Source organism: Rhizobium sp. CF122 (assembly GCF_000282035.1).
Taxonomy (GTDB): domain Bacteria; phylum Pseudomonadota; class Alphaproteobacteria; order Rhizobiales; family Rhizobiaceae; genus Rhizobium.
In genome coordinates this window covers 17,358-38,586 of the sequence record NZ_AKKA01000072.1, presented here as the reverse complement: position 1 = coordinate 38,586, position 21,229 = coordinate 17,358, and the positions used below count along the sequence as shown (strand labels likewise).

At 60.1% G+C, this 21,229-nt stretch carries 18 protein-coding genes and 2 pseudogenes; 2 read left to right on the top strand and 18 right to left on the bottom strand.

Translation table 11 applies throughout. The features are described 5' to 3' along the window. Positions 1-2: 2 nt before the first annotated feature. The 7 genes and pseudogenes from PMI09_RS15290 to PMI09_RS30410 form a co-directional block, all read right to left on the bottom strand. Positions 3-1,229: an MFS transporter gene (locus tag PMI09_RS15290; protein ID WP_007795693.1), complete on the bottom strand. Its 1,227-nt coding sequence runs from the start codon at positions 1,227-1,229 to the stop codon at positions 3-5. Continuing rightward, positions 1,226-3,106, bottom strand: a complete 1,881-nt coding sequence (locus tag PMI09_RS15285) for an IucA/IucC family protein (RefSeq protein WP_007795691.1) — start codon at positions 3,104-3,106, stop codon at positions 1,226-1,228. Before PMI09_RS15285 ends, PMI09_RS15290 begins: the two co-directional genes overlap by 4 nt. Beyond that, entirely contained in the window at positions 3,103-4,245 is a 1,143-nt protein-coding gene (locus PMI09_RS15280; protein ID WP_007795688.1) for an NAD/NADP octopine/nopaline dehydrogenase family protein, read from the bottom strand. The genes PMI09_RS15285 and PMI09_RS15280 overlap by 4 nt, the downstream gene beginning before the upstream one ends. Then, complete coding sequence (locus PMI09_RS15275) at positions 4,242-5,252, bottom strand: cysteine synthase family protein (RefSeq protein ID WP_007795684.1); 1,011 nt, start codon at positions 5,250-5,252, stop codon at positions 4,242-4,244. Before PMI09_RS15275 ends, PMI09_RS15280 begins: the two co-directional genes overlap by 4 nt. A gap of 11 nt (positions 5,253-5,263) precedes the next feature. Continuing rightward, on the bottom strand, positions 5,264-6,628 hold the full coding sequence (locus PMI09_RS15270) for a Y4yA family PLP-dependent enzyme (RefSeq protein WP_007795681.1): 1,365 nt from the start codon (positions 6,626-6,628) through the stop codon (positions 5,264-5,266). Further along, entirely contained in the window at positions 6,625-7,053 is a 429-nt protein-coding gene (locus PMI09_RS15265; protein ID WP_007795678.1) for a ParB N-terminal domain-containing protein, read from the bottom strand. Before PMI09_RS15265 ends, PMI09_RS15270 begins: the two co-directional genes overlap by 4 nt. A 201-nt stretch (positions 7,054-7,254) precedes the next feature. Beyond that, positions 7,255-7,470 (bottom strand): annotated as a pseudogene (locus tag PMI09_RS30410) (IS5/IS1182 family transposase); the annotation flags it as partial. Positions 7,471-7,472: 2 nt separating this feature from the next. Between PMI09_RS30410 and PMI09_RS30405 the strand changes: the two are divergent. Next, a pseudogene (locus tag PMI09_RS30405) lies at positions 7,473-7,655 on the top strand (Tn3 family transposase); the annotation flags it as partial. 43 nt (positions 7,656-7,698) lie between these two features. Here PMI09_RS30405 and solA read toward each other — a convergent pair. From solA to PMI09_RS15235, 6 genes are all read right to left on the bottom strand, one after another. Beyond that, positions 7,699-8,859 carry an N-methyl-L-tryptophan oxidase gene (gene solA / locus PMI09_RS15260; RefSeq protein ID WP_007795674.1) on the bottom strand — a complete coding sequence of 387 codons (1,161 nt, stop codon included), beginning with the start codon at positions 8,857-8,859 and terminating at the stop codon, positions 7,699-7,701. A 9-nt stretch (positions 8,860-8,868) separates the two neighbouring features. Further along, the gene (locus PMI09_RS15255) at positions 8,869-10,362 is read right to left on the bottom strand and encodes an HAL/PAL/TAL family ammonia-lyase (protein ID WP_007795670.1); all 1,494 of its coding nucleotides are present in this window, start codon (positions 10,360-10,362) and stop codon (positions 8,869-8,871) included. Next, positions 10,359-11,135: an ABC transporter ATP-binding protein gene (locus PMI09_RS15250; RefSeq protein ID WP_007795667.1), complete on the bottom strand. Its 777-nt coding sequence runs from the start codon at positions 11,133-11,135 to the stop codon at positions 10,359-10,361. Before PMI09_RS15250 ends, PMI09_RS15255 begins: the two co-directional genes overlap by 4 nt. A gap of 29 nt (positions 11,136-11,164) precedes the next feature. Continuing rightward, positions 11,165-11,869, bottom strand: coding sequence for an ABC transporter permease (locus tag PMI09_RS15245; protein WP_007795665.1), 705 nt, complete (start codon positions 11,867-11,869; stop codon positions 11,165-11,167). Positions 11,870-11,878: 9 nt separating this feature from the next. Further along, positions 11,879-12,604, bottom strand: a complete 726-nt coding sequence (locus tag PMI09_RS15240) for an ABC transporter permease (RefSeq protein WP_007795662.1) — start codon at positions 12,602-12,604, stop codon at positions 11,879-11,881. A gap of 100 nt (positions 12,605-12,704) precedes the next feature. Beyond that, positions 12,705-13,547 (bottom strand): transporter substrate-binding domain-containing protein, encoded by an 843-nt coding sequence (locus tag PMI09_RS15235; RefSeq protein WP_007795659.1) that lies wholly within the window; start codon positions 13,545-13,547, stop codon positions 12,705-12,707. A 191-nt stretch (positions 13,548-13,738) separates the two neighbouring features. Here PMI09_RS15235 and hutC point away from each other — a divergent pair, with 191 nt between their 5' ends. After that, on the top strand, positions 13,739-14,485 hold the full coding sequence (hutC, locus tag PMI09_RS15230) for a histidine utilization repressor (protein WP_007795655.1): 747 nt from the start codon (positions 13,739-13,741) through the stop codon (positions 14,483-14,485). A 41-nt stretch (positions 14,486-14,526) separates the two neighbouring features. Here the strand turns inward: hutC and PMI09_RS15225 are convergent, their stop codons facing one another. The 5 genes from PMI09_RS15225 to PMI09_RS15205 all read right to left on the bottom strand — a co-directional run bounded on the left by PMI09_RS15225 (position 14,527) and on the right by PMI09_RS15205 (position 21,053). Further along, entirely contained in the window at positions 14,527-15,339 is an 813-nt protein-coding gene (locus tag PMI09_RS15225) for a phosphate/phosphite/phosphonate ABC transporter substrate-binding protein (RefSeq protein WP_007795653.1), read from the bottom strand. 67 nt (positions 15,340-15,406) lie between these two features. Beyond that, positions 15,407-16,258 carry a carboxylating nicotinate-nucleotide diphosphorylase gene (nadC, locus tag PMI09_RS15220; protein ID WP_007795647.1) on the bottom strand — a complete coding sequence of 284 codons (852 nt, stop codon included), beginning with the start codon at positions 16,256-16,258 and terminating at the stop codon, positions 15,407-15,409. 1 nt (position 16,259) lies between these two features. After that, positions 16,260-17,798: an L-aspartate oxidase gene (locus tag PMI09_RS15215; RefSeq protein WP_007795645.1), complete on the bottom strand. Its 1,539-nt coding sequence runs from the start codon at positions 17,796-17,798 to the stop codon at positions 16,260-16,262. After that, positions 17,795-18,766 (bottom strand): quinolinate synthase NadA, encoded by a 972-nt coding sequence (gene nadA / locus PMI09_RS15210; RefSeq protein ID WP_007795644.1) that lies wholly within the window; start codon positions 18,764-18,766, stop codon positions 17,795-17,797. The genes PMI09_RS15215 and nadA overlap by 4 nt, the downstream gene beginning before the upstream one ends. 607 nt (positions 18,767-19,373) lie before the next feature. Beyond that, entirely contained in the window at positions 19,374-21,053 is a 1,680-nt protein-coding gene (locus PMI09_RS15205; protein ID WP_081499077.1) for a glycoside hydrolase family 3 protein, read from the bottom strand. Positions 21,054-21,229: the final 176 nt, after the last annotated feature.

Sequence of the window (21,229 nt, the reverse complement as noted above, 5' to 3'; positions counted from 1 at the left end):
ATTCACAATGCGTCTCCAATCGGTATATGCGACCGCACGGACAACCACAGCCCGAGCGCAGCGACAAGGGACGCTGCATAAAGCAGCGAGACAAGGGGATAAATGGTCTGGAGGCCGAACAGTTGGGTCATGCCGGCACCGATGGAGATGCCCACGATGGACGCGATCTGCTGACATGACTGTGAGAGCCCCAGCACTGAGCCTTGGCGATTGCTCACGGTTGCGGAAGACACGAGTGACACGAGGATCGGTGTCGTTCCCCCCAACAATCCGCCCCAGAGGAAATAGAGAGCGGCAAAAAACGTGAGGGATCGCGTCATCCCTGCGACGAGGGCGAGAACGGCGCCGCCTCCGGCAATGATGATGATCCAGCCCAGAATGAACGTGGCAGAACGGTCATTGAAAAAGCGAGCCCAGGCAGGTGCCGCTACGATGAAGCCAAACGCTAACAGGCCATAGCTGAAGCCCGTCATCCAATGTGGCGCGTGAAAAACGTCCTGCATATAAAGCGCGAACGGCACTTGCAAAACCATTCGGCTGGCGAGCATCATTCCCATCAAGATCAGGAGACCCCAAACCGGCGCCTCTTGCGGGGTGGAGTGAACTGGTACCTGGCTCGATTTGGCCGAAGCGCCTTCTCCTCCTGAAGGTTGCGGCAATACGATCCAGGCGACACACGTGCAGGCGGCGCAGATGAGGCCGGCTGCAAGGTTGATCGCCATGAACGACGACGCGTCGAGGATGAGCCCCCCCAGGAAGGCACCACCGAGAGAGCCAACATTGGTTGCCACCTGAAGCCAGGTGAGCAGCACCCCACGATGGCGGCCGCCGGTGATCTGGATACCATAGGCTTGAGCAGGCGCGATGTACCCAGCGCAAGCCCCTTGCAGAAATCGAAGGAACAGGATCGACCAGACATCCTGGGCGAAGGCAACGAGAAGCTGCGTGACGGCAAGCCCCGTAAGCGCCCGTACCATCATCAGACGGTTGCCGAAGCGGTCTCCCACTCTCCCCCAAAGCGTGCTGGTCAGTGAGACGCCGAGCATCGGGCAGACATAGACCCCAATACCCGCCAGCGCGAATACACCGGTGGAGGACGATAGTTCCTCGATACGCAACGGCCAGAAAGGGCCGCTCATCTCCATGGCTCCCATGGAGATGAATTGCAGGGCGAAAAGAATGCCAAAAACCGGCCCGAAGCTTTTTATGATGGTAATTGTGCCGGTCATGGAGTTTCGGCCAATGGATTCGGCAATTCATGTTCCACGCGGTAGTCGCGATATCGCTCTAGATGCATACGGAGGACGGAACGCGTCGGCCAGGGCAGCTTTAGAAACGCGTTACGTTCTTCCAGCCAGAATTCGTCCGACAACATCCTTGGACGCAGGCGGTCGAAGGTCTCTTCGATACCTTGACGGAGGATGGACCAGGCCTCGGTCAGCCCGTATTGCTCGTTGAGGCAAAGCGCAACCTCATGGAGATGGCACACTAAGCAGGCATCAATCACAAATGACCGCACCAGCCGGATGTCATCGTTGAACGTGGTAGGCAGGATGCCGGCGCGGGTGAAGGGCTTCAATCTGTACCCGCGGGCCTCGAATAAGGGCGCAAAGCTTCGGCCATCGCCGAAGTCCCGGATCACCAACCTCTTGGGACGCCCGGAGGGGTCAAACAGGATCGTGCTGTTTTGTTGGTGCGCCTCGAATGCAATTCCGTAGAGAAGATACATAGCCATGGTCGGCTGCAAAACGACATCAACATAGGATCGGAAAAACTCAGCCGCCGCCGATTTGTCGCCTCCGTTTGGGCCAATCAGTTCGCAGATTAGCGGACGGCCGTTGACGGGGCTCGCAGCCAGCAGCGCAGCAACCGTAACAGGCATCCACCCGTCGTTGCGGGCGAGTGCGCCGATCTCCCGATAAACGACCGACAGGAAACGGCCCGGATGTTCGTCGCCGGTGTCGGGGTCGTGCAGAATCGCACCCAGTTCCTCGCGGAAGAACTCCAGTTTGCCGCGAATGTCGTCGTCCGCGGCAAGAATATCCGAGATCAGTGTGCTTAGGCGTGGCCCCATATGAATGGATTTCGCCTGCAGCGTCCGCTGCTCACTCGTCATCCAGATCGCAACTGGAAGCTTGATGAACGGCTGTGGTTCATCGCGATCAGGCAACATGGTCCGGAACGACATGGACGGGATCGTTACGATGTCCGGCCCCTCTACGACAAGGACACCGGATGCGATCTCATTGGCAAACTCGCGGCGGACGAAGTGCTCCAAGTGCCATGAGTGGATCGGCAGTGGCAACCAATCTTGCGGAACCCGCCCCTCCTCAGCCAAGGCTTCGGTCCAGGCATACCAGAGTTCCGGGTAGCTCGTGGAGAACCAGCCATTGTAGCTGTCGACATGGGGCATCGTCTCGGCATAGGCCCAGTCCTTGCGCAATGCAGCGATCCGAAGATTGACTCGAGCACCGCACTCTGGCGACAACGCCTTGACTTCGGCTGCGGACAGACCCGGCTTGGCCTTCCAGGTCGGATAGAAAGGATGCCCCTCAAGCGAACCCCACTGGTCCAGTACCATGGCAGCCTGATGGCTGGGCAGTGTTGCATTGAGATAGGAAATAAAGCCGCTCTTTCCAGCAGTCTCAATATCCTGCTTGAGGGAAGCGGTCCAGTCTCTCCGATGGCAACGGACCAGAGCATCGTTCTCCATGCTGCTTTCGATGTCAGACAGCAAACGCGCGACGCCATCCGGTGCCGGTTCGACTGACCACTCAGTACTGATTTCGGCAATCAGGTCAGCAGGGTCGTCCAAGCGGCGGCGCTGCCCCTTCTCGTCCAGAACCTCGATGTCCCCATGATTCAGCATCGTATTTGCAGGTAATCGGCGCAGGTTGGTGAAATGAAGAATTTTCCGGGAAGACCACAGAGGAAGCCATGCTTGACTATGTTCAACAGGCCACAGCAAGGCGTCGGGGTTGAGAATTCGCTCCGCGAAAAGGCACCGTACGAGCCGGGTGAGCGCATTCCGCTTCGCCGGCTCCAAGGCCTGCGATTCCGGCGTTCTTGTCGGCTTTTCCGATGACGAGAGAATGTTTTTGTTCATGCGATTGCCTCCGCCCATTTCGCGGGAACATAGTTCAGAGGTGGCTGGGATAGATTGCCGTGATAGGCTCTTGCCCAATGATAGGTGGTTTCAATGGCAGGAACCGCGACGTCCAGCCGCTTGGCGATTTCCAATAGAAGCGCCTGACCGAAGGCGATATCCTCATGGAACGCCCGGCTATCGCGGTCGATCACAAGGCCAGGTCCTGGAGAATTCGGAACAAGCGGCGCCTGAATGCCGGCATAGGCCTTGTTGGTTCTCAGCAGCGAATACATGGTGCTGTCATCACCGATCTGGTCGCCATAAGCTTCAATAAGCTCCTGCCGGAGGGGCTTGACGCTAGCGAGGTCGATATTTAGGCGCCTTTCGGCGGCACGCTTGATGGCCTGGTTTTCAGCGTCGCACGCTTCCAGCATTTCCGCGCCGACCTGCGGGCAATCGCTCCACCAGTAAATCGGCTCATCGAAAGGCCGATGCTGCCACGGAGCTCCCGGTCCAAGCAGACCGTAGAGCACAGCCGGATGCATCAGGGCATTCCCGGGTGTCAGCGTGATTTCGAGGTAGTCTTCAAGCATGGTCACCGGCGCTTCATATAGCCGGCCTACCATGTCGAGAAGTCCGGCTCTTGCCTTCGCCGTCTCGCGGCGATGAAGAGCGATGTAAAGCTCCGCCTTGGCGCCACCCATTCGCACCTCGCTGCCGGGAGCGAGATTGTAGGCAGTGTGCGGAACATCCTTCATTCCCCAGATCACGACATTGTCGTGCCCGCTGAAGGCGCTTTCCGCGAGCCAGTCGAAGCCGCAAAAGCCGGGTATCGCACCGACATAGACCGGCTTGTGTCTCGGCAGATGAGAGGCAATCTGTTGCAGCAATACCGGACGGGCTTGCGCAGGCTGCGTCACGACCACCAGGTCCGTATCCGCAAGCACTATCCGGGGATTTGTTCCGACAAGATCGATTTTTCCCTTAAGAACCTTATCGTCGGAGATATGCGCCTGCCAGACCTGTTCCCCTTCCCTCCACCGTCTCGTGAGATCTGCAGACGATGTCAGAACGGACACCTCTATGCCGTCCTGTTGCTTGAACAGGACGGCATTCAGATGGCCGGTGCGTCCGGCCCCACAAATTGTCACTTTCATGCCGCGCGGACCCGTCCGAGCAGCCACGTGTCCAATTGGTCCGCAATGGACGGATCGAGGAGCCCACGCTTTGCCATCCACTCGTCGTCAAAGACGGAGCCGAGATACTTTTCGCCGCCGTCGGCCACGGTTGTGACAACCGTACCGCCAAGCTTGCCGGTGGCGATGAACTCCAGTGCCTTGAAAATCGCTCCGCCCGTCGAGCCGCCGACGAGAAGAGCCTTGCGCCGAGCAATATAGCGCGCGGTTTCGAACGCCTGGACGTCGGTCACCTGTACGCCCTCGTCGATGCAACCGTAGTCCAGCACCTTACCGACCTCGTCGCCCGCCGGCGTGCCCGTTCCGGACTGGAAATAGGGATGTCCTGGCTGCCCGAAGACGATAGAGCCGGCCGGCTCTACAGCGATGGTGCGGACCGTGGGAATCTTTTGTTTCAGACGCTGAGAGATGCCGGTCATCGAGCCACCGGTCCCGACGCATCCCACAAAGGCGTCAATACCGTTCGGAAGTTGCGCCATCAGTTCATCGACGTAATCCGCGTAGCCCTCGGGATTGGCTGGATTGTCGGACTGGTTCATGAACATGGCGCCCGGCAACTGCGCTCCCAGCTGTGCGGCTAGCCTCTGCCTTGCAACGACGGCGACTTCGTCTTCCTTGAAATCACCCTCGACATAACGGATTTCGGCGCCGAGCGCCCGCATCATGCGGATTTTGTCGGGCGCAGCATGATGATCCACGACCGCAATGAAGTTGAGCCCGAACTCCACGGCCGCCAACGCCAGTCCGATCCCGGTGTTTCCAGAGGAAGATTCGACAATAGTGCCGCCTGCCCCGAGACGGCCATCCTTCAGCGCGGCCACGACCATGCTGCGAGCCATTCGATCCTTCATCGAGCCGCCCGGATTGTTCTTCTCTATCTTCAACACCAAAACGGAACTCCGGCTTGGAACCTCGATCGACATAACCGGGGTGCGACCAATCAACTGCGTCACATTCGTCGGAAGCATGCTTTCCTCTCCTAGTTGTCAGGATTGACGGATAGTTCTCCGGTTGGGCTTTCCGTAACGCACAACCGTTTGGGCATGGGATGCCGGTGAAACTCGTTCTCCAGAAGGTCCATCTGGTAACCGGCCGTATTGGCCCAGACCAGAAGATCGCCGGCTTGAGGTGCTGTGGAGAAATTCAGCCAGCGATTGCTCAGCACATCCTCGTCCAGGCAGCTGTGCCCGGCGATGTAAGCGCGCACCGATTTCGGCGGTTCCACCCGTTCGGCTATCGGCACCAGCATGGGATCGACGAGGAACTCGGACGCAAACCAAGTTTCGCAAGCGCTGAAGCTGCTTCCCTCAACGAATATCACGCTGTGACCGCGGCCCATATCCTTGACTCTGGTGATGCGGAAGACGGACAGGGCAGCCTGGTCAGCCAGGGATCGACCCGGCTCCATAGCGAGCGTCAGCTTTTGCTCTCGCAAGTAATCAGCGATGCTCTGGCTTGTGTTGGCCTGCGCGGAAAGAAAATCTCGAAGCCACTGGCCGGCCGATATCACACCCCCGTAAGGATAAAACGAATCCGGCACTTTTCCCGTGCGATAGTCCTCCGCCTTCTGATCGTCCAGATGCGCTGCCCAGGCCACTTCCGAGACATACTGGACCGGCAGCCCACCGCCGATATCGATCATCCGCGGTGACAGGCCGAAAGCCCGCGCCTCACCGATCAAGCCGAAAGTTTCTCGTATTGCCGCTGCCCTGTCTTCCCATCGATATCCGCCAAGATGGAAATGGAAGCCGTCCAGACGCAGATGTGTATCGCCTGCAATCCGGCGAAGGCATGATCTGATTGCCTCCTCTGGCATTCCAAAACGACTTCTTTCATGCCCTTCTGGACGCACTCGCAAAAGGACAGATTGTTCGTTCGCATCCGAGGGAATTAGCTTGAGGAGATCGTCCAACTCTTCCGGGCTGTCGACAGAGATAAATGCACCCAAGCGAACAAGTTCTTCATGGAACTCTCTGCTTTTCGCCGGCCCGGTTGCCACAATGTCTCGGCCGCCAGCACCGACGCGTACTGCATCGCGCAGTTCATAGACGCTCGACACATCTACGCCGGCGCCACTTCGGAGTGCTGCTGCCATCAAAGCGGAGGATTTATTGACCTTTGCACCAAAAAAAATTGTGTGATCGATTTGGTGTTTTTCGAGAATGTCCTTCAAGGTTCGAACATTCCTCATCAGTTCTGACGGCCAGATCAGATGGAGGGGCGAGCCATATTGCTCGACCCAAGCAGTCATCTTGCTTGTGTTCCCCGCGAGAAAAGTTGCAATCGGTGACGAAAGGACCGGGAACAGCTCGCTGTCGATTTTGGTTGCCGGCTGGAGCGTCATCCGGCCCTCCGATCGGAAATCTCTACGGGCTGCCGCACCGTCCGATGGCGCAGTTCGTCGAGCGATACGTCACATTCGGGAAAGTCTCCTGAGTAGGTATGGCGGGTGGTCTTGACCGGGAACTTCCTGCCACTCTTCGCCATCTCGAAAATGAGGTCTGGTGTGATTGTCTCGTCGGCGCGCCAAGCCTCCACGCGGACATCGCGATAATCGAGCAACATGCTGGGAATCGCCTCAAGACCCAGACGTAGGGCCACAGCAAGCCGGTGATGGCCGTCCATCACAAAAAGCGCGCTCTTCTCCACCAGAATGGGAACCGTCCAGCGTCCGGCAGTTAGAATCTGACCCAGCACGACATCAATGCGATTTGGATCGGTCTCTTCGGTGGGAGTTAGATCGCGAGGCGAGAGAAAACGATACGTCATGGTTCTCCAGCTTACCGTTCTTGCGTTCATTGAATCTAAAACTTGATTCTTTTAATCAACTATATTGCTCGTGTAACGCGATTATGACGGAGGTGTCAACCGCAGGGTTCATTCGAGGATTCATTGGTTACGAATTTGATCGAGCGGGGCGTTGGTGCACCGAGCCGAAGTTCGACACAGTTCGATCTTTGATGCCGCCTGTTATGTCTGTTTGTCATGGTGGCGGATTGGCTCCAGGCGTCCGTATGCCAGCATGCGGTTGAGAGCGGCGCACCCGATGGCGACCTCTGTCTGTTGAGCCGGAAAGGATCGGGCCCGCAGGCGTCGTCCGATCGAAGCCTTGTATCGCCCGATGGCGGTTTCGATCAGCGCACGCTTACCGTAGCCGGTGGCCGCCTGCCGTTTCAGCCGACCGTCAGCTGGACCTGCTGACGGCAATCATCATCTACTGGAACACTGTCCATCTTCGCCATGCTGTCACCGAACGGCGGAATGAAGGTCTTGATGTGCCGCCAGAGCTTCCGGCTCACATCTCGCGCTTGGGCCGGGCGCACATCCTCCGGACCGGCGAATATCTATGGCCCACAGGGGCAATCGCTTAGGGCGTCGTTCCGCCCTCACCGGAATCGACCCCTTATAGCGAGATCAGACGGGTTTTCGAGCCGCGACGAAGCGGTTCATGGCATCGAAAGAGAAGGCCGCAATCGGCAGGCTGGTCCCACCCTCCAGTGCCAGATCGGCGAGAATTTCGCCAACGACGCTAGTGAACTTGAAGCCATGCCCGGAACAGGGTGAGGCGATGACCACATTCGGATTGCCAGGCACGAGGTCAAGCAGGAAATCCTCGCTCGGCAGCATCGTATAGCGGCATGTCACCGCGTTGACGCGTAGCCCGGCGGCGGCAGGCACGCGCTTGGCGATAAAGCCATCGAGCAGTGCCGTGTCCGCATCATTGACCGGCGGATTGGGCTGGTTCGGGTCGATCGGCTCACGAAAATGCGCGTGCCTGCCGACCTTCACGCCATCGACGCCGATTGCCGGGAAGCCAAAATACGAACCCTCCATCCCCTCGTCCCTCAGGAAACAGGGCATGCGCTGCGGTTGGGTCGCGAACCCGTCGCGCGGCTGATACCAGGCAACGACCTGGCGGATCGGGACAGCATGCTCTCTCAGTTGCGGAACGAGCTCGCCAATCCAGGAGCCGGTGGCGACCACGACTTTCCTGGCGCGATACTGGCCGACAGCAGAACGGATCGTCACACCACCATCCCCCGGCTCGATAGCGGTGGCCCGCTCGCCAAAGTGAAGGACCGCACCGTCCTCGGCCGCCAGTTTGAGATAACCCATCACGGCAGCCTCGGGTCTGAGATAGCCGCCCTGGGGATCAAGGACGGCGATTTCCTCATCGTCCAGCTGAAAGGCAGGAAACCGACGCGCCATATCCGCCTTGTCGAGAACCTCGTGCGGTAACCCATGCATCCTGCAGGACGCGCGCGTTCCCGCAACGATCTTGCTATCCGCAGTGCCAATTTGAAGGACGCCCGTGATCGTCAATATGTCTGCGCGAAGCTTGGCCTCTAAAGCGCGCCAGTTTCGATAGGCACGCTGCAGCAGCGGTACATAGGAAGGATCCTCGAAATAGCCGAGCCGAATGAGGCGGCTATCTCCATGTGAGGAACTGAGCGCATGGGCCGGAAAATAGGCATCGATCCCGATCGTCCTGGCGCCCCGCGCTGCAAGCAAGGAAAGGGCCGCACTCCCCATGGCGCCAAGCCCGATCACGGCGACGTCAAATTCAGCTGTCATGGCTCATACTCACATCAGTTCGGGCGGCACTTCGTGACGGATAAGGGTCCGAAGCGCCTCTATGTCGCCGGCAAGAGGACGTTCGTCGCCATAGTGCGCAACGACATGGCGTACCGCACTATGGATTGCGTCCGTCCCTTTGGCGCGCGCAGCCGTTGGCGCGAGGAAGTCGTGTGCCTGGGCGGCGGCCATCAACTCGATCGCGAGAATATATTCTGCGTTGTCCGTCACCGCGAGAAGCTTGTTCGCCGCAGCCGTCGGGTGCGCAAGAAAGTCCTCCTGCAGGCCGGAGGTCAGGCCACCATCGGTGGAGGCCGGTGCAGCCAGCCTGCGGTTCTCGTTGCTCAGCGCCGCCGCAGTGTATTGCGCGATCATGAAGCCGGAGTTGCTGCCGGCATCGCTCGCCAAAAATGGCGGCAGACCGCTGACCAGTGGATTGACGAGCCGGTCCATACGGCGCTCGCTCATGGCCGATATCTGCGCAAGCGCGATCGCCAGGCTGTCGGCGGCTTGTGAAAGCGCAGGCGCGACAGCGTGCGCCTCTGAGGAGACAACCGGATTTTCGGGCGTGCCTGAAACCGCCGGGTTGTCGGTCACCGAGGCAAGCTCGCGATCGACAACGTCGGACGCATTATCAAAGACGTCGCGTGCAGCGCCGTGCGCATGCGGGACCGAGCGCAGGCTCAGTGCATCCTGTGTCCGCTTTCCGAGCGCTGCTACGATCAGGTCGCTACCATCCAAAAGTCGTCGCAGCGAAGCGCCGACTTTCGCGATTCCGCGCGATGGGCGCAGCGCCAAGACGGCTTCGTCAAAAGCCGCCATCTGGCACCCTGCCGCCTCCAGCGTCAGGGCCGCGACCGCATCGGCCCAGTCGAGTAGATGGCCGGCGCGTGCCAGGGCGACACTGGCTAGACCTGTTGCACAGGCTGTACCATTGACAAGGCTCAATCCTTCCTTCGCACCGAGCACGAGCGGCTGAAGGCCGATCGCATTCAGGGCCTCGCGACCATTCATCCGCCTGCCCGCGACCGATGCACGTCCCTCGCCGATCAGGACGAGTGCCGTGTGGGCATTGTGTGTCAGGTAACCGGCCGAGCCCTTTGATGGGATATCCGGCACGCAGTCCCGTTCCAGAAATGCCGCCAGATGACGGATGATATCCGCACGCACACCGGAATGCCCGTGCGAAAAATTGGCGATTTGCGCAGCGATGATCGCTCGAACCTCGCGCGGCGCCAACAGCTCGCCGACCCCGCAGGCATGGCTCAGGATAATGTTGCGCGACAGCCGGCTCTGGGAGGCGCGATCGACCACCGTATCGGAGAGAGCGCCGACGCCTGTATTGATGCCGTAGGCGCGCACGCCGGTTTCGACGATCCGTTCGACGATGCGGCTGGCATTGTCCACGCGCGCCCAGGCAGCAGGCGAAAGCGCAAGCGTCTCGCCTGCTGCGACGCGTGCCACGTCGCGCCAGCCGATCCGCGTGTCGATAGTGACGGTCATTGTCCGCTTCCGAAATGGCCGATGAACTGGCGAAAGGCGGGCGAAGCGCCGCCACCGAACATCTCGTCCGGCGCACCGCTGCTTTCGACCAGGCCTTCCTTCATGAAGACAACCCGGTTGGAGACGTTGCGGGCAAAGCTCATCTCGTGGGTGACCACCAACATGGTCATCCCCTCCTCGGCAAGCGCGCGCATGACACGCAACACCTCGCCGACGAGTTCGGGATCGAGGGCGGAGGTCGGCTCATCAAAAAGCATGACCTTCGGCTTCATCGCAAGCGCGCGGGCAATGGCGGCACGCTGCTGCTGGCCGCCGGAGAGATGCGCTGGATAGGCATGTCGCTTGTCGGCTATGCCGACCTTTTCCAAGAGCACCTCTGCTTCGGCGATGCATTCGGCGCGCGGACGCTTAAGGACATGAACCGGCCCCTCGATCACATTCTGCAGGATCGTCATGTGCGACCAGAGATTGAAGGACTGGAAAACCATGCCGAGTTCCGAGCGGATGTGGTCGACCTGTTTCTGGCTTGCGGGGCGGCTCGCGCCGCCCTTGTGGATCATGCGGATCTGCTCGCCATCCACCCAGATCTCGCCGTCGGTTGCTATCTCCAGCAGGTTGATGCAACGCAGGAAGGTCGATTTTCCGGAGCCGGAGGCCCCGAGCAGGGAGATGACGTCGCCATCCTGAGCATCGAGCGAGATGCCACGCAGGACCTCATGCGTGCCGAAGCTCTTGCGGATGTTGCGGACGGAAAGTCGGGTAACGCCTGGCATTGAAAGCTCCAATCGTGTCCGTTCCGCTCTTAGGCTTTCAACGCCGGCGGGATCGCACGGCGGTGTCGCGAGAGCGAATACTCGAGCAGGGACATCGCCTGCAGAATGATGAAGTTGAGAACGAGGTAGATGATGGCCGCACAGAGGAATACTTCCATCGTCCGGTAGGTCTGCGAGATCAGGCGCTGCGCCACGCCGGTCACTTCCCATACCGTGACCAGGCTTGCGAGCGCGGTCGATTTCATCATCAGGACGATCTCGGTGGAATAGGCCGGCAGCGCGTGACGGAAGGCGATCGGCGCTAGAATGCGGCGCACGAGCAGCGCGCCGGACATGCCGATCGAGCGAGCGGCCTCGATCTCACGTGGCGAGACGGCGCGAATGCCACCGCGGAAAATTTCAGCGGAGTAGCCTGCGGTGCAAAGCGCCAGAGAAAGCACTGCGCAAACGAACGGTTCGCGCAAGAACGGCCAGAGGAAGGAATAGCGGATGAAACCGAACTGGCCAAGGCCGTAGAAGACGAGGAACATCTGGATCAGCAGCGGCGAGCCGCGAAAGACGAAGATGTATCCCTTGGCAATCGCCGACAGCACCGGATTGCCGCCGACGCGCATCCAGACGATCAGGAGCGCTAGAAGGCCACCAAAGAAAACCGATAGGGAAAACAGAGCCAAGGTCATCGGGACGGCCTTGAGCAGGGTAGTCATCGTTTGAGCGAGAAAAGCGAAATCCATCGTGCTACCTCACGCCTTTCCCATGGCCGCCGTCGGCATGCTGCGATTGGCGCGTCGCTCGGCGCCATTGAAGACCCGGTCAGACAGGCTCGTCAGGATCAGATAGAGGATCCCGCCGACGATGAAGAACAGGAAATATTGTCGCGTGGAACCGGCAGCGACCTGACTGGTGCGCATCAGTTCCGCCAAGCCAGTCACTGAGATCAATGCCGAATCCTTCAGGCTGAGCTGCCAGACGTTGCCGAGACCAGGGATCGCCAAACGCAGCACCTGTGGGATGATGATCCGGCGAAACCGCACGCCACGATGCATGCCAATGGCAGATGCCGCCTCCAACTCGCCCTTGGAAATGGCAAGGTAGGCTCCGCGGAAAACTTCCGCCTGATAGGCACCGGAGATGATGCCCACAGCTAACGCACCCGCGAGGAAGGAGGGCAGCCCGAGGAAGCCCTCGTAGCCCATCGCCTTGCCGATCGAGGTGACCGCGGAGGAACCTCCAAAATAGATGAGATAGATGATGAGCAGTTCCGGCACGCCGCGAAAGACGGTCGTGTAGACGTTACCGAGCGCGACGAGCGACGCCTTGCCGGATAGCTTGGCCGCAGAGATTGTCGCACCAAGCACGGCTCCGATCGCAAGCGCGCTTGCAGTCACGGCGAGTGTAATCAACGTGGCGAGCAGAAGCAGCGCGCCCCATCCGGTCGAACCGAATCCAATCAGTTCCAGTGTTGCCATATCACGTTCCCCGCGCCCGCCGCTGTCTCGGCGGTGTCAGAATAGCATGCGGCCCCCGGCATTGAAGCCGGAGACCGGGACGTCCGGCCTCCGCCGGAAATCAGTTCTGCGGGCTGACGTCGACCTTGAACCACTTCATCGACAGGTTCTTCACGGTGCCGTCGGCGAGCGCCGACTTGATCGCTTCGTTGAACTTGTCGCGAAGGTCGGTATCTGCCTGACGGATACCGAGGCCTTCACCTTCGCCCCAGATCGAGCCAACGATTTCAGGGCCGGTAAAGGCCAGCGTATCGTTTGCGGACTGGAAAGCATTGGCGAAGTAGACGGCATCGTCGAAGCCGAGATCGATACGGCCGTTCTGCAGATCGAGATCGCGGTCGGCACCGGTCTTGTATTCGCGGATTTCTGCGATGTCGCCGAAATTGTCGTAAACGAACTTTGCATAGACGGTGGCGGCCTGAATGCCGATCGTCTTGCCCTTGAAGGCTTCCTTCAGCGCATCCACTTCCTTAACGCCGGTCTGGCCGGGCGTCATCTTGATCGTTGCTCCGGTGCCGGCTGCGTTGGCAAGCGGGCTATCCTTGGCCGTTGCAAAGGCTGCCGGCGTCGCAGCGTAGGGGATCGTGAAACCAATGACCTTCTTGCGGTCCTCGGTGATCGACAGTGCATCCATGATGACGTCGAACTTGCCGGCATTGAGCGCAGGAATCATGCCGTCCCAGTCGGAAGCGACGAGCTTGCATTCGATCTTGGCGCGTTCGCACAGAACTTTGGCAAGCTCTGGTTCGAAGCCGCCGAGCGTGCCGTCGGCATTGGTCATGTTCCAAGGCGCATAGGCGCCCTCAAGTGTAATGGTGGCAGTCTTCCAGTCCTTGGCGGCGACAGGAGCGGCGAAGGCCGAAAGCGCAAAGGCGCTGGAAAGAAGAAGCGCGCTGAATTTCATTGGTTCTATCTCCTCTGAAGTGACGATTGACCCTTGCGGTCCGACACCGGTCTTCGCCGGCTTGCCCGATGCCGACCTTTGCTGGTCGAGCTTTCGAGAGGTTGTATAGGGTACCATATGAGATATTTTGTGTTATGCAAGAGGAAAGTCGATTTATCGAGCGGATTCCGCCGTTGCAAAAGGAATAGGCAATGAAGCGTCCAAGCGAGATGAAGAGGGATAACGATACCGCACCGCTCTACGCCGGTGTCAAGCAGATGATACTCGACCGCATCCACAGCGGCGAGTGGCCTCCGAAGCATCGCGTGCCTTCCGAAAACGAACTGGTCACGGAGCTCGGCGTAAGCAAGATGACCGCCAACCGGGCGCTGCGTGAACTCGCAAGCGAGGGCGAGCTGGTTCGTATTCAGGGCGTTGGCTCCTTTGTCGCGGAGCGCAAGGGCTACTCGGCCTTGTTCGAGGTGCGCAACATCGCCGAAGAGATTGCTGAGCGCGGCCACGTGCATGAGGCCGCGGTGGTGATTTTAGCCCAGGAAGCAGCCTCTCCAGAGACGGCGGACGCGCTGGAGCTCGAAATCGGCGCGCCCGTCTTTCACTCCTTGATCGTGCACAGCGAAAACGGCGTGCCGGTGCAGATCGAAGACCGTTTCGTCAATCCGGCAGCGGCCCCTGACTACCTGGCGCAGGATTTTGCCTCGCTGACACCCAACGCCTATCTGACGGCGGCCGCCCCGCTCAGCGGATCCGAACACATTGTCGAGGCAGCGATGCCGCAGTCCTGGGAGTGCAAGCTCTTGACCATCCTCAAGAACGAACCATGCCTGGCGATCCGCCGCCGGACCTGGTCAGGGCGCCACGTCGTCTCTACGGCCCGCCTCATCTATCCCGGCAACCGCTACCGGCTGGAGGCCCGCACCGGAAAGGTGTTTGAGGAATAGCCTCAGTTGTATATGGAACATGTGTGCGTTTCCGCACTTGCCTAGCCAATCCGCGGATAGCCAAGTGCGACGGCCTTGCGTTCCAAATCCACAAGAGGCTGATAGTCTGCTTCGGAAAGGGTGACAAAATCCGAAAGCGAAAGCGTTTCGCGAACGCGCGCCAAGGAGGGCTCGGTGATCGCCGATTGAAGCGCATCGCGCAGTTGCTCGACCTCGCGATCCGAGGCGCCGCTGGAGGTAATGAAGGGCAGTCCAGGACCGCTGGCCGTCTCGGCAAGGATGCGCAGACTGGCAAGCCTCTCCGGCGCAAAGCGCCCTATGTTGCCGTAGGTCACACAATCGATTGCGGCAACGTCGGCCCTGCCGGCCGCGACTGCAGCGATGCTCGCCCCATGGCCGCCGGTCTCGATCACCTCGGAAAAGAAGTGTCCACCTTCAGCGAGTGGGGCTATCTCGGCACGGAAGAGATTGCTGCCCGAGTTGCTCTCATGGTTGTTGACTGCGGCACGCAAACCGCGGAGCTCGACAAGCGATCGAGCTGCCGCGTTCTTATGAACGACAATGAAACTGCGCATTAAGGCGCCGTCGCAGCCGGCCAGATCGTAGATTGGCGTTGCGACCAGACGAACGGAGCTGCGCAGTCGCTTCGCATAGGGATAACCGCAGGTCTGCGCGAGGATGAGATCTGGATAGAGCCAGGCTTCGTCGTAGGACAACGAACGATCGAGTTCCGTTGGCACGTCCGACAACCCATCCTCTTCTCGAAGGTAGCCGCTGATGTAGCGCCAGAGCGCAGCAGTCGCCTCCATCAACGGCGGTGGATCGACATACATCGACAGGCTGGCGAGGCGCATTTTCCAAGTCTCTTCGTTGACGCGCCGCGAACATAGTCACGCGCCGACGAATTGCCAATGATATCAGTCAGCGTAGCACATCGAGCCCGATATCCAGCGTTGGGGCGCTGTGCGTACACCAGCCAACCGACACGAGATCAACACCGGAGGCGGCGATTGCAGCGACTGTTGCGGGCGTTACCCGACCCGAGGCCTCGGTGATTGCACGGCCGCTGACGATTGCGACCGCTTCGCGCAGTTGCGTCGGCGTCATATTATCGAGCAGGACTGCATCGACGCCCTGTTCCATAGCCTCCCGCAGCTGCAAGAGCGTGTCCACCTCGACCTCGATCTTGACCATGTGCCCGACGCCAGCGCGGGCGCGGGCGATCGCCGCGGCAACGCCGCCAGCAATCGCCACGTGATTGTCCTTGATCAGGACGGCATCATGAAGTGCAAACCGATGGTTCATGCCGCCACCTGCGCGAACTGCATATTTTTCCAGAGCCCGCAGCCCGGGCGTCGTCTTGCGGGTGCAGGCAATCGATGCCTTCGTGCCGCTGACAGCTTCGACCAAGCTTGCCGTCACCGTCGCAATGCCAGACAGGCGTCCAAGAAAATTGAGCGCGGTGCGCTCCCCCGTCAGCAAGCCGCGCGAAGGCCCGGTGATCGTGGCAATGGTGTCGCCGGGTTCGACGCGCGACCCGTCCTCCATGTGGCGGGTCATCGTGATTGCGGCCTCGACGAGCTGGAAGGCGAGCTCGGCGGCGTCGAGACCGGCAATGACACCAGGCTGCCGCGCGACCATGACCAAAGACGAGCGATGATCCGCCGGGATGACGGCGGCCGAAGTGATGTCGCCGGCTAGGCCTAGATCTTCGACGAGGGCCGCGCGCACCAGCGGTTCGATGACAAGGCGCGGCAAAGGGGCAAGAGACATGTCAGGCACTCCGGGCAAAAGAATGGGTGTCGGCACGCGCGACGTCGAGCACATCGGCGAGCGTCATGAAACGGCGTTCGGCAAGCGGCAGCTTCAGTGGAAAATCGGTGCGCGCGTGTGCGCCGCGGCTCTCCTTGCGCAGCATTGCAAAGACAGCAATCGTCAACGCAACAATCGCCGGATCGGCGGCAGGGCCGTCGGCTTCGGCGAGCGGCAACAGGGCCGCGATTGCTCCCTGGAGAGCCCCGGCGTTACGCAGCACGCCGAGGTGGCGCGACACGATCGCGCGCACGCACGAGGCATCTGGCGCTGACACAGGCGGCACTCCCGGCGCCGCCCAAACCCGACCCGTCGACGTCCCGCCAAGATCACGGGCAGCCCGCATGCCTAGCGCGGCCGCCTCAAGCAACGAGTTGCTGGCCAGACGATTGGCGCCATGCAGCCCGGTCGAGGCCGCCTCGCCGACCACCCACAGGCCTGGAACCGAGCTGCGTCCCGTCAAATCGGTCGCAACTCCGCCCATGTGGTAGTGAACTGCAGGGCGCACCGGTATGAGATCGATTGCCGGATCGATGCCGGCCTCGCGGCATAGCGCCTGGATTGTCGGAAATCGGAGTGCAAAGCGATCGCCGAGCGCGCAACGGGCATCCAAGAAGACATGCCGCCCCAGTGAAATTTCTGCGCTGATGGCGCGCGCAACAACGTCGCGCGGCGCCAGTTCTCCTCCATCGATGCCCGACATAAAGCGTTCGCCACGGTCGTTGACGAGGACGGCGCCCTCGCCGCGCACCGCCTCGCTGACGAGCGCCAGCGGCCGGCGCGCAGAATCAAGACCCGTCGGGTGAAATTGCACGAATTCCATGTCGGCAAGGCGCGCCCCTGCCCTGGCCGCCAGCGCAAGTCCCTGGCCGAAATTGCACATGGGATTGGTCGTCGCGTCATAGAGCCCGCCGATGCCACCCGTCGCCAGCACCACCCTGTTGGTCATGATGGCGGCAATCTGCGCACGTCTGGAAACAATCAGACCGTTGACCGAGCCGTCATGGACCATAAGCGAGCGCAACTCGGTTGCTTGAAGTACCGTGATCGAAGGCGTGTTGGCGACCGCTCGTACGAAAGCGGCAACAATCGCAGCACCAGACCCGTCGCCTGACGCATGCACGATGCGTCGACGCGAATGCGCGGCCTCCAGACCAAGTACCAGCCTCCCCAGGCCGTCCCTGTCGAAAGAGACGCCGGCACGCTCCAGGGCTGCAATGGCGGCTGGGCCCTCAGCGATAATCTCGGATGCAGCATGCGGATCACACAGCCCGTCGCCGGCAGCAAGCGTATCGGAAAGGTGTAACTCAGCGCTGTCATCCTCACCAAGACTGGCCGCGATTCCGCCTTGCGCCCAGGCGCTTGATGTCTGCGTCCCAATGGCACCGCGGGTGATGAGAACGACGGGCTGCGGCGCGAGCGTCAATGCCGTCATCAGGCCGGCGAGCCCGCTTCCAACGACGACAACCTGTCCGCTCAACGCGTCGAGAAGCTCGGTCATATCGCAAGCATCCGCTCGACGGCGCGCCGGGCGGCGACGGCTATGTCAGGGTCGACCGTGACCTCGTGGCGATTTTCCTCCAGTGCGGTACGGATGTTGGCGAGCGTGATCCGCTTCATGTGCGGACAAAGATTGCAGGGGCGGATGAACTCGACATCGGGATGATGCACCGCGACGTTGTCGCTCATCGAGCACTCGGTCAAGAGAACGACGCGGGCCGGACGCTGCTGCCCGACGAAATCGGACATCACTGCGGTCGATCCGGCGAAGTCCGCCTCGGCGACGACATCTGGCGGACATTCGGGATGCGCCAACACGGTTACACCAGGATAATTCTCGCGCAACTGCCTGACGTCATCGGCCGTAAACAGTTCGTGGACTTCACAATGTCCATGCCAAGCAAGTACCTCGACCATTGTTTCGCGTGCAACGTTGCGGGCGAGATACTCGTCCGGGATCATTAGCACCCGCGGTACACCGAGAGACTCGACGACCTGCTTGGCGTTCCCGGATGTGCAGCAGATATCGGACGCTGCCTTCACGGCCGCGGAGGTATTCACATAGGTGATAATAGGCACTCCGGGGTGCGCTTCGCGCAGAAGCGCCACGTCCTGCGGCGTGATCGAATCCGCTAGCGAGCAGCCCGCCCCCATATCCGGGATGAGCACTGTCTTGTTAGGATTGAGGAGCTTGGCCGTTTCGGCCATGAAATGCACCCCGGCAAGCACGATGACGTCAGCCTCGACGTCGATCGCCTTGCGCGCCAGCGCCAAGCTGTCGCCGACGATATCGGCGACGCCGTGGAAAATCTCCGGCGTCTGGTAATTGTGTGCGAGAATGACGGCGTTGCGCTGCCGCTTCAGCTTAAGGATCGCCTCGACGTCATCTTCGAACGACATCCACTCCGCCTTGGGAATGACGCGGCGAACGCGCTCATAAAGGGAGGACGCGGAAACGCGGTGGTTCATGGCCGACTCCTGCTTATGCTCTATCTGAGTATATTATGCGGCCATGGATATCCTCATACTGAGCATATGTCAATTGCGGGAGAGCGGCAGTTTTGATCCCGCAAGGGCGCGTTCTTCCAGGAAGACGTGGCTGAGATTGCTCCTGATTAGTGGCAGTCCGGACGTAATCCGCGGCACGCTGGCCGTGGTGCGACAGGTTCAGGAACGACCAAGAAGGACGTCTTCAAGATTCGATGTCTTTTGGATTGGCGACCAAATATCTCGCGCTTTGGCCGAAACAAAAGGCGGAAGATGGTGAGCGCTATGAAGACGAACGACACAAACTCGACGCGCAAGCAAAGGCGGCCAAAGGACGTGACGCCGATGGCCAAGAAGCCTGAAGCGCCGACAAGAAGTCGCTGGCACCGCCGACAGTGCAGCCGCCTGGAGCGAAGAAGGAACGCGAGCGTCCGATTGTTAATCCGATTTCGGGCGTCGCACAGTTGACAAGCCGGTTCCGAAGCTTTGCGACACCGTGCGAGCCTTGTGTCGCTGGCAGGTCTAAATTCGCTTCACCGTGCAAGAGAGCCCATGTTGCCCGACCGTGAGCGTGACCGGGCCTTACGCTTCAATAGCGCGCATCCTCAAGGCCGCAAAATGGATCGACCGGGTTTGTGCCAAGGAAAGGCTTGCGCCCAAGCATGCACTCCACAACGGCCTCCTGCACGGTATCCATCGTCGAGTACGCGTTTATATAGGCTGGTATGCGCGGCGCATCGTAGAGATGATATGGATGACCGAAGGAGATCATCACGGAGGGAATATTCGTCCAGGGTCGATACATGGCCTTGAACAGGCCCCCGCCGCCCATCCGATGCCAGTCGACGAATATCCGGCCCCGTACGAGCAGCGACTCGTCGCCCAGGGCGTAAATCACCAGATCGAAGTCGTCAGGGCTTGGCACGATGTCCGGCCGGTCTATCGTGACTTCAAATCCCTCTTTGGCCAAGAGCTCCGGCAGCAGGAATTTCAGTGGCTGCTGCATGAGCGGATGGATGATGCCTCCATCGACCAACAGGACGCGTTTTGTCTTCGCAGGATCAAGCGGAAAGATGCTGTGGACATCTTTCACAAGCGTGGGTGAGCGAGCGATGTACTCCTTGGAAGCAGCAACGCTGTCGGGATGCGCAAGCAGGTTGCGCGTTTCCGCAGCGTCGGGCAGGACATCCGACGGCTGAAAGAGTTTGAGGTGCGCTTTGAGAGCCAGCACGCGAAGAACCGCTTCCTCGAGTCGCTCAGGCGTTATTCGCCCATCTTCGACAGCGGACTTGACCGCTGCCATATCCTCCTCCGGTGCGTCGCTGAAGAGGATCATGTCGCAGCCATTGGCGATAATGTCAGGCATGGTCTTCGTGTGGTGACCCCAGGCCGACAAGCCACCCATCGGCGTAGCGTCAGAGACAATGATGCCATTGAAGCCGAGCTGATCACGGAGAAGATCGATGTTCAGTAACCGGGAAACAGAGGCCGGCCGGAAAGCTTCAAGCCCAGCATCGGGAATCTTAGACCGGACATAGGCCGGTAAGGAAATATGCGCACTCATCACGGCCAGCACGCCCTCGCCGATCAGCCTTCTATAAAGTCGTCCGAAAGTTTCTTCCCACTGTTCCATCGAGAGTGGATTGACGGTCGTAACGAGGTGCTGATCGCGGTCGTCGTATCCCTCGCCCGGCCAGTGCTTCGCGGTGGCGGCAATTCCATTCTGCTGGAGGCCGCGAACATGGGCGACGGCGTGGCGCTCAATTCTGTCGACATCCGAACCGTAGGAGCGCGTGCCGACGATCGGTGATCGGAAGGCAGCATTGATGTCCATGACCGGAGTAAAGGACCACCGTACCCCCATTGCTCTACCCTCGCGGGCCAAGATTTCGGAACTTTTCTCGGTCGCCTCGACATCGTCGACGGCGGCGAGACCAAGTTGCCCTAGCACCGGTGTGCCGAAAGCGAAGGAATGGCGGCTTCCTTCCAGATCTGCGCTGATGACCGGTGGCACTTTGCTTCTGGCGACGAGGTCTGAGATGACACGCCGCTCGAAGTCGAGGTCCGGCGTGAAAAATCGGGTCACCCCACCCGGCCTCAATGCACCAATGCGCGCGAACTCCTCTTCATCCGTCCCAATCATGATCAAGGTGAAGAGCTGGCCGACTTTGTCGTCGAGATCGAGCGACGCATAAACGTCGCGGACCCAGGCGATCGCGGCGTCATCAAGGTTGAACGGCGGTTTGCGAAGTTCATCGTATATCGTCACAAGTCCCTCCGTGATCAACGCTTTGTGGCGGTAGTTGCGTATGCACGCCATGATGGGGAAGCTCTAAGGCGAGCGACTATCCACTCTCTTAGAGCAGAAGGCAATAAGGTCACAAAGGGCTAAAGCGCGCTCGCCTGTTCTCACCGGAGGGTATGGGTAACTCCTCCGACGGTTCC

Bases quoted from the DNA above. Each gene is read 5' to 3' on its own strand.
- PMI09_RS15290 (WP_007795693.1), bottom strand. From the start codon at position 1,229: ATGACCGGCACAATTACCATCATAAAAAGCTTCGGGCCGGTTTTTGGC.
- PMI09_RS15285 (WP_007795691.1), bottom strand. From the start codon at position 3,106: ATGAACAAAAACATTCTCTCGTCATCGGAAAAGCCGACAAGAACGCCG.
- PMI09_RS15280 (WP_007795688.1), bottom strand. From the start codon at position 4,245: ATGAAAGTGACAATTTGTGGGGCCGGACGCACCGGCCATCTGAATGCC.
- PMI09_RS15275 (WP_007795684.1), bottom strand. From the start codon at position 5,252: ATGCTTCCGACGAATGTGACGCAGTTGATTGGTCGCACCCCGGTTATG.
- PMI09_RS15270 (WP_007795681.1), bottom strand. From the start codon at position 6,628: ATGACGCTCCAGCCGGCAACCAAAATCGACAGCGAGCTGTTCCCGGTC.
- PMI09_RS15265 (WP_007795678.1), bottom strand. From the start codon at position 7,053: ATGACGTATCGTTTTCTCTCGCCTCGCGATCTAACTCCCACCGAAGAG.
- solA (WP_007795674.1), bottom strand. From the start codon at position 8,859: ATGACAGCTGAATTTGACGTCGCCGTGATCGGGCTTGGCGCCATGGGG.
- PMI09_RS15255 (WP_007795670.1), bottom strand. From the start codon at position 10,362: ATGACCGTCACTATCGACACGCGGATCGGCTGGCGCGACGTGGCACGC.
- PMI09_RS15250 (WP_007795667.1), bottom strand. From the start codon at position 11,135: ATGCCAGGCGTTACCCGACTTTCCGTCCGCAACATCCGCAAGAGCTTC.
- PMI09_RS15245 (WP_007795665.1), bottom strand. From the start codon at position 11,869: ATGGATTTCGCTTTTCTCGCTCAAACGATGACTACCCTGCTCAAGGCC.
- PMI09_RS15240 (WP_007795662.1), bottom strand. From the start codon at position 12,604: ATGGCAACACTGGAACTGATTGGATTCGGTTCGACCGGATGGGGCGCG.
- PMI09_RS15235 (WP_007795659.1), bottom strand. From the start codon at position 13,547: ATGAAATTCAGCGCGCTTCTTCTTTCCAGCGCCTTTGCGCTTTCGGCC.
- hutC (WP_007795655.1), top strand. From the start codon at position 13,739: ATGAAGCGTCCAAGCGAGATGAAGAGGGATAACGATACCGCACCGCTC.
- PMI09_RS15225 (WP_007795653.1), bottom strand. From the start codon at position 15,339: ATGCGCCTCGCCAGCCTGTCGATGTATGTCGATCCACCGCCGTTGATG.
- nadC (WP_007795647.1), bottom strand. From the start codon at position 16,258: ATGTCTCTTGCCCCTTTGCCGCGCCTTGTCATCGAACCGCTGGTGCGC.
- PMI09_RS15215 (WP_007795645.1), bottom strand. From the start codon at position 17,798: ATGACCGAGCTTCTCGACGCGTTGAGCGGACAGGTTGTCGTCGTTGGA.
- nadA (WP_007795644.1), bottom strand. From the start codon at position 18,766: ATGAACCACCGCGTTTCCGCGTCCTCCCTTTATGAGCGCGTTCGCCGC.